The 13,583-nt window shown below is 42.2% G+C and carries 13 protein-coding genes; 8 read left to right on the top strand and 5 right to left on the bottom strand.

The annotated features are described in order from the left end of the window. The first annotated feature begins 56 nt into the window (after positions 1 to 56). The 7 genes from prmB (at position 57) to Xsze_RS18450 (ending at position 5,584) form a co-directional block, all read left to right on the top strand. Positions 57 to 992 (top strand): 50S ribosomal protein L3 N(5)-glutamine methyltransferase, encoded by a 936-nt coding sequence (gene prmB / locus Xsze_RS18480; protein WP_038236979.1) that lies wholly within the window; start codon positions 57 to 59, stop codon positions 990 to 992. A gap of 148 nt (positions 993 to 1,140) precedes the next feature. After that, the gene (gene aroC, locus Xsze_RS18475; protein ID WP_038236977.1) at positions 1,141 to 2,226 is read left to right on the top strand and encodes a chorismate synthase; all 1,086 of its coding nucleotides are present in this window, start codon (positions 1,141 to 1,143) and stop codon (positions 2,224 to 2,226) included. Positions 2,227 to 2,319: 93 nt separating this feature from the next. Beyond that, positions 2,320 to 3,120 carry a sulfite exporter TauE/SafE family protein gene (locus Xsze_RS18470; protein WP_038236976.1) on the top strand — a complete coding sequence of 267 codons (801 nt, stop codon included), beginning with the start codon at positions 2,320 to 2,322 and terminating at the stop codon, positions 3,118 to 3,120. Positions 3,121 to 3,142: 22 nt separating this feature from the next. After that, positions 3,143 to 3,700 carry an elongation factor P hydroxylase gene (locus Xsze_RS18465; RefSeq protein WP_038236973.1) on the top strand — a complete coding sequence of 186 codons (558 nt, stop codon included), beginning with the start codon at positions 3,143 to 3,145 and terminating at the stop codon, positions 3,698 to 3,700. Positions 3,701 to 3,716: 16 nt separating this feature from the next. Then, entirely contained in the window at positions 3,717 to 3,992 is a 276-nt protein-coding gene (locus Xsze_RS18460; protein WP_038236971.1) for a YfcL family protein, read from the top strand. Positions 3,993 to 4,532: 540 nt separating this feature from the next. Continuing rightward, a complete protein-coding gene (locus tag Xsze_RS18455; RefSeq protein ID WP_244431778.1) occupies positions 4,533 to 5,054 on the top strand; it encodes a hypothetical protein in 522 nt (173 codons plus the stop codon). Next, entirely contained in the window at positions 5,051 to 5,584 is a 534-nt protein-coding gene (locus tag Xsze_RS18450) for a GNAT family N-acetyltransferase (protein ID WP_038236968.1), read from the top strand. Before Xsze_RS18455 ends, Xsze_RS18450 begins: the two co-directional genes overlap by 4 nt. A gap of 73 nt (positions 5,585 to 5,657) precedes the next feature. On the opposite strand, the gene Xsze_RS18445 is transcribed toward Xsze_RS18450, so the two are convergent. Further along, positions 5,658 to 6,320, bottom strand: coding sequence for an HAD family hydrolase (locus Xsze_RS18445; protein ID WP_038236966.1), 663 nt, complete (start codon positions 6,318 to 6,320; stop codon positions 5,658 to 5,660). Positions 6,321 to 6,823: 503 nt separating this feature from the next. Further along, the gene (gene mnmC, locus Xsze_RS18440) at positions 6,824 to 8,875 is read right to left on the bottom strand and encodes a bifunctional tRNA (5-methylaminomethyl-2-thiouridine)(34)-methyltransferase MnmC2/FAD-dependent 5-carboxymethylaminomethyl-2-thiouridine(34) oxidoreductase MnmC1 (RefSeq protein ID WP_038236963.1); all 2,052 of its coding nucleotides are present in this window, start codon (positions 8,873 to 8,875) and stop codon (positions 6,824 to 6,826) included. Positions 8,876 to 9,080: 205 nt separating this feature from the next. On the opposite strand from mnmC, the gene fabB reads away from it, so the two are divergent. Next, a complete protein-coding gene (fabB, locus tag Xsze_RS18435) occupies positions 9,081 to 10,295 on the top strand; it encodes a beta-ketoacyl-ACP synthase I (RefSeq protein WP_038236960.1) in 1,215 nt (404 codons plus the stop codon). A gap of 71 nt (positions 10,296 to 10,366) precedes the next feature. On the opposite strand, the gene Xsze_RS18430 is transcribed toward fabB, so the two are convergent. Genes Xsze_RS18430 through Xsze_RS18420 form a run of 3 tightly spaced genes read right to left on the bottom strand, consistent with a single transcriptional unit; the run spans position 10,367 to position 13,317 of the window. Beyond that, the gene (locus tag Xsze_RS18430) at positions 10,367 to 11,875 is read right to left on the bottom strand and encodes a tripartite tricarboxylate transporter permease (protein ID WP_038236957.1); all 1,509 of its coding nucleotides are present in this window, start codon (positions 11,873 to 11,875) and stop codon (positions 10,367 to 10,369) included. A 10-nt stretch (positions 11,876 to 11,885) separates the two neighbouring features. Continuing rightward, on the bottom strand, positions 11,886 to 12,317 hold the full coding sequence (locus Xsze_RS18425) for a tripartite tricarboxylate transporter TctB family protein (RefSeq protein WP_038236954.1): 432 nt from the start codon (positions 12,315 to 12,317) through the stop codon (positions 11,886 to 11,888). Between the two features lie 13 nt (positions 12,318 to 12,330). Beyond that, positions 12,331 to 13,317, bottom strand: a complete 987-nt coding sequence (locus Xsze_RS18420) for a Bug family tripartite tricarboxylate transporter substrate binding protein (protein ID WP_038236951.1) — start codon at positions 13,315 to 13,317, stop codon at positions 12,331 to 12,333. Positions 13,318 to 13,583 lie beyond the last annotated feature (266 nt).

Below are 13,583 nucleotides of genomic sequence, written 5' to 3'. Positions count from 1 at the left end.
TGGCAAACTAACGCGTCGATATATCTATATCTTTTTTTGTTGTTTGGAGGTGTTTTTTGGATAAGATTTTTGCCGATGAGGCTGTTGCAGAACTGTCTACCATTTTAGATATGTTGCGTTGGTCTACCAGCTGTTTTAACGAAGCGAATATCTATTGCGGGCATACGACGGTTCATCCGTGGGATGAAGCTTTGCAATTGGTTCTCCCCACGTTGCATCTGCCTCTGGATATTCCGGATTCAATAATGGCTTCACGCATAACATCAACAGAGCGTCAACGTGTCGCAGAGCTTGTCATGCGTCGTGTTAATGACCGTGTTCCGGTTGCTTACTTGATAAACCGTGCTTGGTTCTGCGGCCATGAATTTTATGTCGATGAGCGGGTTTTGATTCCGCGTTCATTGGTGCGCGATTTAATTGACATAAAGTTTGAAGGGTTGATCTCACACCAGCCATCAACAATTCTGGATCTTTGTACAGGAAGCGGCTGTATTGCCATTGCCTGTGCCCATGCATTCCCGGAAGCTGAAGTTGATGCTGTTGATATTTCTCCGGATGCGTTGGCAGTTGCAGAAATCAATATAGAAACTCATAAACTTTCCCAGCGTGTGATCCCGATTCGTTCCGATCTATTTCATGACATGCCGCCGGTGAAATACGACATCATTGTGACTAACCCGCCTTATGTTGATGAGGAAGACATCAATGATTTGCCTAATGAATACCACCATGAACCAGAGCTGGCCATGGCCGCAGGTGTTGATGGATTGGCGTTGGCGCGCCGCATTCTGGCAACGGCCCCAGATTTCCTGACGGAAGATGGAATACTGGTATGTGAAGTCGGCAACAGTATGGTCCACCTGATTGAGCAATACCCTGAAGTTCCATTCAAATGGATAGAGTTCGATCACAACTATGGCGATGGTGTTTTCGTGTTGACTCGCCAGCAGCTTGTTGAAAACCACGAATACTTCCGACAGTTTAAAGATTAATTGTTTTACCTCGCTCAATGATTAAAACAAGAACCTCATAGTATAAAAGTCAAATAAAATTGCTGGAATAATATAGGCTTTAGTCATTGAGTGAGTTATTGTTATTCGCTCTCATTTTTAACGCATGAATAATGATGGCAGGGTAAGAATGGCTGGAAATAGTATTGGGCAGTTTTTTCGTGTCACTACGTTTGGTGAATCTCACGGAATCGCATTGGGATGCATTGTTGATGGCGTTCCACCGGGCATCGCTATTACAGAAGCAGATTTACAAATCGACCTGGACAGACGTCGTCCGGGAACCTCCCGTTATACCACGCAACGCCGTGAACCTGATCAGGTTCGCATTCTTTCCGGCGTTTTTGATGGTGTAACAACAGGCACCAGCATTGGTTTGCTGATTGAAAACACTGACCAGCGTTCACAAGATTACAGTGCGATTAAAGATGTTTTTCGCCCTGGTCATGCTGATTATACCTATGAGCAAAAATATGGGTTGCGTGACTACCGTGGCGGCGGGCGTTCATCTGCACGTGAGACGGCCATGCGTGTTGCAGCAGGAGCGATTGCCAAAAAATACCTGTTTGAGAAACACGGCATTCTTATTCGTGCTTGTCTGACCCAGATGGGCGATATTCACTGTGAATTGAAAGACTGGGATCTTGTTGAACAAAATCCTTTTTTCTGCCCGGATGACAGCAAATTGACTCAGCTTGATGAATTGCTGCGAGCCTTGAAAAAAGAAGGCGATTCCATTGGGGCAAAAGTCACTGTTGTTGCTGAGAATGTTCCGGCAGGATTGGGAGAACCTGTATTTGACCGTTTAGATGCAGATATCGCTCATGCTTTGATGAGTATCAACGCGGTAAAAGGTGTTGAGATCGGTGATGGGTTCGGTGTTGTTAATTTACGGGGCAGTGAAAACCGTGACGAAATTACAACCCGGGGATTCAGCAGTAATCATGCCGGCGGCATTTTGGGCGGGATCAGCAGCAGCCAACCGATTGTTGCACATATTGCCCTGAAACCGACATCCAGCATTATGGTGCCCGGCAAAACTATCAATCGTCAGGGTGAAGAAGTCGATATGGTGACGCGTGGCCGGCATGATCCTTGCGTTGGTATTCGTGCTGTACCCATTGCCGAAGCTATGATGGCCATTGTACTGATGGATCACTTTTTGCGGCAGCGAGCTCAATGTGCTGATGTGATACAACCGCTTTTACACAGATAAATCAGGAAAGGAGCGCCTGATATAACAAGCTCTGGTCGATGCCGAAAGACATCATGGTAATAGTTAGTAAACTGTTTCTTGGTGAAATGAATAATGGAATGGTCATTTTTTGGTTCGGAAATTTATGTCTTTCTCTTCGTTGTTGCAATAGTTGCCGGTTTTATTGATTCTATCGCTGGGGGAGGGGGGTTATTGACCATTCCTGCGTTATTGTCGGCAGGCATTCCCCCAGTTCAGGTACTGGCAACAAATAAACTACAGGCAGTGGGCGGTTCATTTTCGGCCAGTGTTTACTTTATCCGTCGTGGCGTGGTGGATTGGCGCTCTCAGCGTTTTGCCATTGCGATGACGTTGATTGGCGCCATTCTCGGCGCCTTGATGGTTCAATTTTTATCCCCCGATTTTCTGCGTTATTTATTGCCTGTATTGGTGATGATCATCGGTCTTTATTTCCTGTTGGTTCCCAATATCGGGGCCGAAGATCGGAAACAACGCCTTGGTCCTCTTGCATTTGGTTGCCTTGCTGGGTGTGGGATCGGTTTTTATGATGGCGTATTTGGGCCGGGAGTGGGTTCTTTCTTCGCTCTGTCCTATGTCATGCTTTGTGGCTACAATTTGGCAAAAGCGACTGCTCATGCCAAGGTATTGAATTTTTCCTCCAATATCGGTGCGCTGGGGTTCTTTATTCTAGGCGGGCAAGTATTGTGGCTGGTAGGTTTTGTGATGCTGATAGGCCAAATTATTGGGGCCAGGCTTGGGGCAGGCTTAGTTTTGAGCAAAGGGCAGAAGTTGATCCGTCCAATGTTGGTCACGATTTCTTTTTTGATGAGTATCAAACTTCTTTATGAACATCATGGCGAGACTATCCATTCTTGGTTGGCATTTTATTTTTGATTTTAGGGATCCGCATTAATACATGACTGTACATCATTATCATCAACTAATTGAAATATTTGATAATTGCTTTAGTGATGACTATAACACCCGTTTAATAAAAGGTGATGATGAACCCATTTATCTGCCTGCCGATAATAGTGTGGATTATAACCGGATTGTATTTGCCCACGGTTTCTATTCCAGTGGGTTACATGAAATTTCACATTGGTGCATTGCGGGTAAAGAACGTCGTAAATTGGTTGATTTTGGTTATTGGTACTGCCCTGATGGGCGTGATGCTCAAACTCAAGGTGAGTTTGAAAAAGTAGAAATTAAGCCACAATCATTAGAGTGGCTATTCTGCGTAGCCGCAGGTTTTCCTTTTAACGTGAGCTGTGACAACCTTGAAGGGAATTTTGAGCCGGATCGCCTTGCTTTTCATCGTAAAGTCCATGGGCAAGTCATGCAATACCTTGAAAATGGAATACCCACACGGGCAGCGCGCTTTATTCAGGGGCTACAATCGTTTTACAATACGCCCCCACTAAAAGCAGAACATTTTCCTTATCCGGAAGATCCTTTTGCTGAATTGAAATAGATTTTGAGGAAAAACAATGCTCGCAGAGTTTGAAACACACATTCTGGCACAAATCGATGATATGGTTGAATATGCCAGTGATGATGAATTATTTGCTGGTGGGTACCTCCGCGGGCATCTGACACTGGCTGTTGCTGAATTGGAACAAGAAGGTGCCAATACCCTTGAACAACTTCATCAGCGTGTTGAAGAAAGTGTCCATAAGGCAATTAAAGCAGGAGAATTGACTCCACCCGATCAAGTTTTAGTTCTGGCAACTTGGCAGACATTGTTGGATGGTGTTGCAGTCTGATTTATTGCTCAATCACATCTTCTTCTTCGAGTCGTAATTTAAAAGAGCACCGATATATTACTTTAATTGAGGCCATTAATATGGCCTCTTATTTTTGTTGGTACAGATAATCTTTCATCCCCAATGAAAAAATTCGTAGTGCTTCGCAATTATTAAAATAAATAGAAAAAATCAATGGTTAGATTATTTTTTCATGGGGAATGGCGTATGATTTTGTATCTTATAAAAATAGGCAGATATTAATATATAGGAAGGAATATACAGAATAGATAAGATTGATTTTAACTTTCTATTTAACTCCATTTTTTGAGAATTATTTTCTATTGTTTATTAAATTAATAATAATACCCAATGGTTTTCGAGCTATATCACGGTGGCAAAGGAATATCTTTCTTTTCTAATAACTCTTTTATTAATAGAACGACTGATGATTTGGTGAAATAGAGGTGCTAAGGTAATGTTCGTTGCGGAATAGAGAAAAGTATACTTCTTGGTGTAACTAAGGATATAGAATGGATAAAGAACCCTAAGGGGGGGGATATGAAGCAGGAAAGCACATACATTCCAAATGGATACAAATACAATACTGAAAATTATGGCGTGTTTTTATTATCTAAATCGATAAGTTTTAGTTCCTTAAATTTTACTGGGGAAAAAATAATGAATGCAATTTTAGAAAAAAAAGTTGAAAAGCTGGGGTCAGATGTTGTACAAATAAAAATGGATACCGCAGTTATAAAATCTAACTACGCGACAAAATCTGATATTGAAGCCACTCATGCATTAATACATAAAGAAACTTTTTCTATTCGAGGAGAAATCACTTCGATTAAAGGAGAGATTAATTCTATTAAAGGAGAATTAGCTTCTATTCAGGATGATATGGCCGCAATGCGAAAAGACATAACCACATTGCAAAATGAAATGATCTTGGTGAGAAAAGATATATCATCTCTGCATGAAGAGTTATCCAATAAAATTGTCTCTCAAACTAAATGGATGGTAACAATGATGTTTGGTTTTTCTGGTATGGTGATTACAGCAATGAGGTTTATGCTTTGAGTACTATCATTTCTATTCGCGAAACACAAAAATCAGAGGTAAATTTATTGCCTTCAGTGGAGCATTCTGCTGCGCAATTGTTTCGATTTATACCTGAATTGACTTGGATTGCTGATGGTCATGTGCAAACAGAGCAGCAGCATTTAGAGTATATTTCGCAAGGCAATAGTTGGGTTGCTCTTAATGAAAATGCTCAACCTATTGGCTTTATTTTAGCCAAGCTGTTGGATGGCGGGCTTCATATTATGGAGCTTTCTGTACATCAACATTGGCAGAGAAAAGGCATTGGAAAGGCGTTGATTGAAAAAGTCATTCAAGTTGCACGGTGCCGCCATCTTGAAGCGGTGACTCTGACAACGTTTCGTTACGTTGATTGGAATGCGCCTTTATATCAGAAATTAGGGTTTGATATTTTAGCGCCCCAACAGATTACTGAGGTGTTACACCAAATTTTACAAAGTGAAATTGATTATGGGTTTTCAGAAGAGCAGCGTTGTGCAATGAGGCATCTGCTGACTTACCCATGTTAGCTTTATCAAATTGTATGGTCATCAAGTATTGATGGGTTAGGCATAGCCTGACCTTTTTTGAATACCACTCAGGTCAAATTTGAACGTTTTTTCTTATTTTGTTCAAAACGCCTAACATGTCTTTGGAAACAAAATCCGCCATGGATTGATCAATTGGCATTCTGGTTTCTTCAAATGCAATAACACGTAATCCTGCTGTTTTAGCAGATAATATTCCGAAATATGAATCTTCAATGGCTATCGCATCTTGCGGTAAGACATTTAATAAATTTAATGTATGTGTATAAATTTCCGGATTGGGTTTACTTTGAATAAATTCTTCACCACTTGTGATAATATCGAAATCGTTCACAATATTACACGCTGTCAGTATTTTTATTATATGTTGTTTTGGGGATGAGGATGCCACCGCGAGCTTTATATGATTATTTTTTGCAAATTTAATAATGTCTAAGGTGTTTTTTCTGAAAACGGCTTTGTAATCAACAGATTGATATTTTAGGGAAGTAAAGTCAGTAAGCCTTTTTTCTATTTCATGAATTGTATATTTATTGTCTAAGAATTGTGATATTTCACGATGTAAATCGTTATAGGATTTACCGATTAAAACTGAAAACGTTTGATCACTTCTGGGTTTTCCACCTAATTTAAGGATAAATTCTTTCTGGAAGGAGAAGTCTAAATATTCTGTGTCAACAATGACACCGTCTAAATCAAAAATAATGGCTTTCAGCATAAAAATCTCCTATGGTTTGGTGAAAAAATAGAATTTTTTTGATGTAATCGAGTGATTAATAGTTGATTTATTACGATGAAATCAGTCAAATTATATATGTTGTTTAATAACGCTTTTCAGTTCAGATGATGATTTTACAACATTATTGTCATGATTAAGAATATCAAAAAAATATCTGATATCAAATTTTCTTAGAAAAAATTGACGGTAGAGATGAGATTTCAATTGTTATTTTTTTAAATTTTAAATCAATAAGTTAATAAAAACAGTCAATAATGAAAAATATTTAATTTCATGTTTTTCTTTAAATACCATATTTATAGTCAATCATTACAAAATATGATGGTAAATGACAATGTCACTCTATTTTTCATATAAACATTTTGTCTATATTGACATCCGGCAAGCTGAAATTAACGGAAGCCGTGATCATGAGAAGGCTCATGCCACGGACTTGGTGCGTTACTGATAAGGAGTGGATTTAGGGCAGATGATATTTAGTGCTAAGGTCTTTCTGTTTTAACTGCTTTGCCGCGTAAAAGCTTTCTGACCCAGAAACGGTTTGGGTGTAGAGAAGCTAAGATCTCGTCATCAAGTGGCAAGGCTTCACCAAAAATTTGACCAGCCAGTAATTCAGCGCTTAAAGGAGCGGAACACAATCCTCGGGAGCCGAGTGCCCCTATGACAAATAAATCAGGATAGCAAGGCGATTCTTCAATAGTTTTATCTACGTTAACTTGTTGGCATAAATCGGTATACTTCTGCATAATTTCGCTGAAAACAGGGACATTGCCAACCATTGGCATGTGATCCCGAATAACACACCGTATGCCCTGTCGAGATTTATTTTCAGATATATCGATATCCTGAGTCCATTCAACATCAGGAAAACATTTCAATAAACGGGCACGGTTTTCTTGCTGTTCAGTGGCAGAATATTGCGTATCCAGTTGTTGGCGTTGATAGCTTGCTCCAATACAGTGGTATTGATTGTGAGGATTAACCGGAGTCATATAGCCGTCATAACACAAGACACTTTTCAGTTTACTGAGGCAGTTTGTGGTTGGGATGTGGCTGACCTGACCGCGAACGGCGGTGACAGGAAGTTTTTGGGTTTGTTCGAATTGTGGCAGACAATGACCATTTGCAATAATAACCAAATCATGGTTTTTGCATTCGGGTGTTTCCTGATGTTGTACCTGTAACTGCCAGCCATTTTTAGTCTGAACGAGCTGAGTCACTTTGTGATTGAAATAAACTTGCAGCCCATTTTGCTCTGCAAGTTTAATAGCCGCTTGAGTTAACTGTGCAGGATATAACCACCCACCTTGTGGATAGTGAATACCGTGATAATTGACATCCACTCCGCTTGCGTAGCTCAATTGCTGGCGGTTCATGCCACATGCCACTTCTTCTGGCCATGCCGTTTCCAGTATTTTGTCAATTTTTTTGCCACTTTTTTCATCGTAAGCTAACTGGCTGACACCACACCATTGGTGTTCAAATGGAATATCAGTGTCTAATAATTGGTCATACTGACGTCGGGCAAAAGTAAATGCAGATGTAAAAAAACGTTCTAATGGATCATCCTTGCCGTTCAGCAAGGGATAGAGAGCGCCCTGAAGATTACCTGATGCATTTTGGGCGGGGTGTTCATCCTGACAATATAGCGTGACTTTTGCCCCGCGGCGTAATAGTGCCAGTGCGGTCAATGCACTGGCAATTCCGCCACCAATAATTGCGATATCATTGGGTCGGGTGGCGGATTGGCGTGCAAACCACGGCATATGGCCGAAAGAAGAAAAAGCATTTGTTGAAGGAGATAGAACACCTGTCAGCATTTCTCTTTTGCGACCGTATCCTTTTATTTTTGTAACAGTAAAACCAGCGTCCTGTAATCCTCTGCGAACGATACCGGCAGATGTAAAGGTTGCAAATGTACCTTCGGGGCGGCAAAATCTTGCCATTGAAGTGAACAGCTGTTCGCTCCACATCTGCGGGTTTTTGGATGGGGCAAAGCCATCTAAAAACCAGGCGTCAATTTTCCCGGTAAGATTTGAACTTATTTTGGGTAACAGGTCATTCACATCCCCGAACCAAAGATCCAATGTGACTGCACCATTATCAAGTATGAGCCTATGACAGCCAGCAAGGGATACAGGCCATTGGCGGTATAATTGTTCAGAGAATTCTTGAAGCTCAGGCCAACGTTGATGTGCTGTTTTCAGATCCGCAGGTTTCAGGGGGTATTTTTCAAAACTAATGTAATGAAGCCGTTTTAATGATGCTTCAGGATCTTGTTGTTTAAAAAGAGAAAAAGATCGCCAAAGTGTCAGGAAATTCAATCCGGTTCCGAATCCTGTCTCTGCAATAACGCAATCTGAACGAGTATGAGTGTTAAAGCGTTGAGGAAAATGGTTCCCTTTCAAAAATACATATAAAGTTTCTTCTAAACCATCTTGATTTGAAAAATAAACATCATCAAACTGCTCAGAAATGGGAGTTCCCTGATCGTTCCAGCTTAATGTTGCATTGCTGATAGCACTGTTTTTCACAATAATGCCTGCATTGGTAACAAGTATAATAGGGGGATTTTAACGGTCTTCTTTTCGTTGCACCAGCTGTGGCAGAATTTTGAAACTAAGTCTAGAGTAATTTTTCTGGGGATTTTTAACCTGATCGGACTTGTTCAGCGTACAAGTGTACGCTAAAGTGCGAGGAAGAAATCATCCCGCGGATAAACATATTGATGAGGTAAGAATGAAACGTGCAGTAATCACTGGTCTGGGTATTGTTTCCAGTATTGGTAATAACCAGAAAGAGGTGCTGGAATCTCTGAAAGAAGGCCGTTCCGGGATAACTTTTTCAGGACAATTCAAAGAAATAGGAATGCGTAGCCATGTTTGGGGCAATGTAAAACTGGATACTTCTGGTTTGCTTGATCGTAAAATCCAACGTTTTATGAGCGATGCTTCTATTTATGCTTATCTTGCAATGGATGAGGCAATTAAAGATTCGGGCCTGTCCGATGAGCAAGTATCTAATTTCCGTACCGGGCTGGTAGTTGGCTCAGGAGGCGGCTCTCCGTATAACCAAGTTGCGGGTTCTGATGGTATGCGCGCCCGGGGCCTGCGTGGAGTTGGGCCTTATATGGTTACACGTGCAATGGCTTCCGGCGTATCTGCCTGCTTAGCAACGCCGTTTAAAATTAAAGGCGTGAATTACTCTATCAGTTCCGCCTGCTCAACTTCGGCGCACTGCATTGGTCATGCTGTTGAATTAATTCAGCTTGGCAAACAAGATGTTATTTTTGCGGGTGGCGGAGAAGAACTAAGCTGGGAAATGGCCTGTGAATTTGATGCCATGGGCGCACTTTCCACTAAATATAATGAAACACCAGACCGTGCTTCCCGGACTTATGATCAGGATCGCGATGGTTTCGTGATTGCCGGTGGTGGCGGTGTTGTTGTTGTTGAAGAGTTAGAGCATGCACTGGCCCGCGGTGCCCATATCTATGCTGAAATCATTGGCTATGGCGCAAACTCAGACGGGGCGGATATGGTGGCCCCTTCTGGTGAAGGGGCTGTACGTTGCATGAAGATGGCATTAGAAGGTATTGAAGGTGGGGTGGATTACATTAATACCCACGGTACTTCGACGCCAATCGGAGATTTGAAGGAACTGGAAGCCATCAGAGAAGTTTTTGGTGACAATACACCCGCGATTTCCGCAACGAAGGCAATGACAGGGCACTCTTTGGGGGCTGCCGGTGCCCATGAAGCGATTTATAGTTTGCTCATGTTGGAGCATGGCATCATTGCACCTAGTATCAATATTGATAATTTAGATGAAAAAGCCTTGGGCATGGATATTATTACTGAACCCACCAAACGTGAGCTGAAAACCGTTATGTCCAACAGCTTTGGGTTTGGTGGTACAAATGCTTCCCTGGTGATGCGCAAATATTCCGATTAATTTTTTATACTGAAAAAATTGTCGTTTATCCAAAAGCCAATCCATTCATTATATGGATTGGCTTTTATCTATTATGATGTTGTTATTTTATTGCGGCGTTTTTTCACGATACGTACAACAGGTGGAATAATAATGACCAATACTGCCAAAATCAGCAAAACCTGAGTAATGGCACTGCTCCACAGAATGCCAAAATTTCCATTGCTGATAGATAACGCACGCCTTAAGTTTTGTTCTAACATTTCACCGAGCACGAATCCTAATATTAACGGTGACATTGGGAAGTTCATTTTGCGAAGAATATAACCGAATACGCCTAATCCGATCATCAACATAAGGTCAAATGTAGTACTGTGGACAGCATATACTCCGACAGAAGAAATAATCGCTATTGTGGGAACAAGAAACCACGTCGGAATGCTTAGCATGCGGGTAAATAGCCTGATCATCGGAATGTTCATGATTAGCAACAAAATATTGGCTATCAGCAACGCGGCAATAAGCCCCCAAACAATATCGGGTTGCTCTGTAAACATGGTCGGGCCCGGCGTAATGTTATAAAGCGTCAGAGCACCAATCATGACCGCGGTAGTCCCTGATCCCGGAACGCCCAGCGTCAGCATCGGGATAAATGAACCACATGCTGAAGCATTATTGGCGGCCTCTGGTGCAGCGACACCGCGAATATCGCCTTTGCCGAATGAATCACTGTTACCGCTGATTCGTTTTTCTGTCATATAAGTAATGGCGCTGGCGATTGTTGCTCCGGCGCCGGGTAATATGCCGACGAAGAAACCAATCAGAGAAGAGCGTAATGTTGGCCCTGCACAGATTGCGGCCTCTTTTCTGTTGAACAGCAGGCGTCCGGTTTTGCTGATGACACTTTGCCCTGTTGATGTGCTTTCCAGCATCAGTAAAATCTCACTGACTGAAAATAGGCCGATGACGACAACGATAAATTGAATGCCGTCAGAAAGGTGTACGCTGCCAAATGTGAAACGATATACCCCTGTATTTGAATCAACACCGACTGTCGCTAAGGCAAGACCAATTAAAGCGGCAAACAGTGACTTGACAGGATTCTGGCTCATCATGCTGCCGAGGCAGGCAATGGCAAATACCATCAGTGCAAAATATTCCGCAGGGCCGAATGCTAAAGACCATTGTGCCAGAATAGGCGCAAATAAAATGATGCCGGTAATTGCCAAAAGTGAACCGCAAAATGAACTGACGGCAGATATAGAGAGGGCTACACCGGCCCGCCCTTGTTTTGCCATAGGATAGCCATCAAGGGCGGTCATGATGGCGGCGGCATCGCCGGGAACATTCAGTAAGATTGATGAAATGCGTCCCCCATACTCACAGCCAATATAAACCGTTGCCAACAAAATCAGGGCTGATTCAGCGGGTAATTTTAATGCAAAAGCCAGTGGCAGCAGAATCGCAACCCCATTAATTGGGCCAAGGCCGGGCAGCAAACCAACAACCGTACCAATAAAGCAACCAATTAATGCAATGACCAGATTCTGGGGCACTAACGCAACCTCAAAACCCTGGCTCAGATATGTCCAAGTCTCCATTGTTATCTCCTTAGCTGAGCCAAACGCCAACTGGCAATGTCACATCTAGCAAACGATCAAAAGCAAAAAAAAGTGAGATGCCCAGAAATAAGCCAGAAAAAATAGCGGCAGAAAGAGTGGCATTAAATAACAGTGCCACACTCACGGTTAATAACGTTGTCGCCAGCGGAAAACCCAGCCATTCAAATGACCAGGCGTAAATTGTCAGGGAGACAATCAACACAACTAAGCGACGTAATACTTGTCGTTTTGGCCAATGTATGGCATCAGGTTTTTTGAATAGTAATAATAGTGCGCAAAACGCCATTAACGAAATAATAGCAATGGGAAACGGGCGGGGACCCAGAGGTTCATAACTGTATTCACTATAGATCCCCCAACCGATGACTAGCCCTATGCCACACAGTATTAACCATGCAACGGCAAAAATACGATCGCTCATGATGGCACCCCGGTTATTTGGCTAAGCCGAAAGATTTGGCCATCTCATGGTATTGGATAACTTGTTTTTTCACATATTCATCCAGTTCCTTGCCGGCCATATTGAATTCGAACAAGCCACGCAGTTCTCTTTGCTTTTTGAATTCTTCGGTTTTCTGTAGTTTCTCAAAGGTATTTACCCACCACTGGTATTGTTCATCAGAGACTTTTGGCCCGACATAGAATCCACGGATAACAGGCCAAACAAGGTCATAACCCTGTTCTTTGGCTGTTGGGATTTTTGCTAGTTCACCCTCCAGACGTTTATCTGCATAGACAGCAAGGACACGGATTTTATCGCCATTGATATAGGGTAAAGTTTCGCTCAAATCGCCAGAAACCACGTGAATATGGTTGCCTAACAGGGCCGTGATAGGTTCACCACCTCCTTCAAAGGCGACATAGCGCATTTTGCGGGGATCAATACCGGCTTTTTTTGCCAGCAAGGCAGTTTTCATCCAATCTTGGCTGCCGATAGAAGCACCTGCCCCAAATACGATGCTGTCAGGGGATTTTTTGAACGCTTCCATTAAATCAGCCAGGGTTTTATAAGGAGAATCGCTGCGTACTGCAATCATGCCGTAATCCGTCCCAACACTTGCCAGCCAACGCACATCATCGGCGTTATAACGCCCGAACTTTCCTTGAGCAAGATTGAGAAGAGAGCCACCAGAGAAAGCGACAATCGTTCCTGGCTCAGCGGGTCGTTGGGCAACGATGGCATTATAGGCAACGGCACCGACACCACCGGGCATAAAAGTGATGCGCATCGGGGAGTTGATGGCTTTGGTATCCAGCAATGAAACCTGAACGAGTTTGCAGGTTAAATCAAACCCGCCACCGGGTTTGGCGGGGGCAATGCACTCGGTTTTGTTAGGGGCTGAATTAGGAGCTGATATTGCAAAGGCACTGGTACAAAACAGCAAACTTGTTACGGTTAATAATTTTTTGAATGTTTTCATTTTGGTTCCTCGCATAGCGCCAGTAAAGAATATGAGTGACAAATTGCCAGCGCATGTTTATTTATAGAATTGAAACCTTTCAATTACCTTTCATTAACAGGAAAAATTGTCTGGATGTGATTTTTATCGCTAATTTACGCGGCATTTCTCATTTTTATGTTAATGGAATGTTTTGTTCCCTATTTTTTGTTAACCAATAAACAATTACATTCTCTCAATGTTGCAATTTGGTTATATTTCAGCTTTATTTCTTTCGTTTATTGTTG

This window comes from Xenorhabdus szentirmaii DSM 16338 (assembly GCF_002632585.1).
GTDB lineage: Bacteria > Pseudomonadota > Gammaproteobacteria > Enterobacterales > Enterobacteriaceae > Xenorhabdus > Xenorhabdus szentirmaii.
This window is presented reverse-complemented; position numbering and strand designations above follow the sequence as displayed.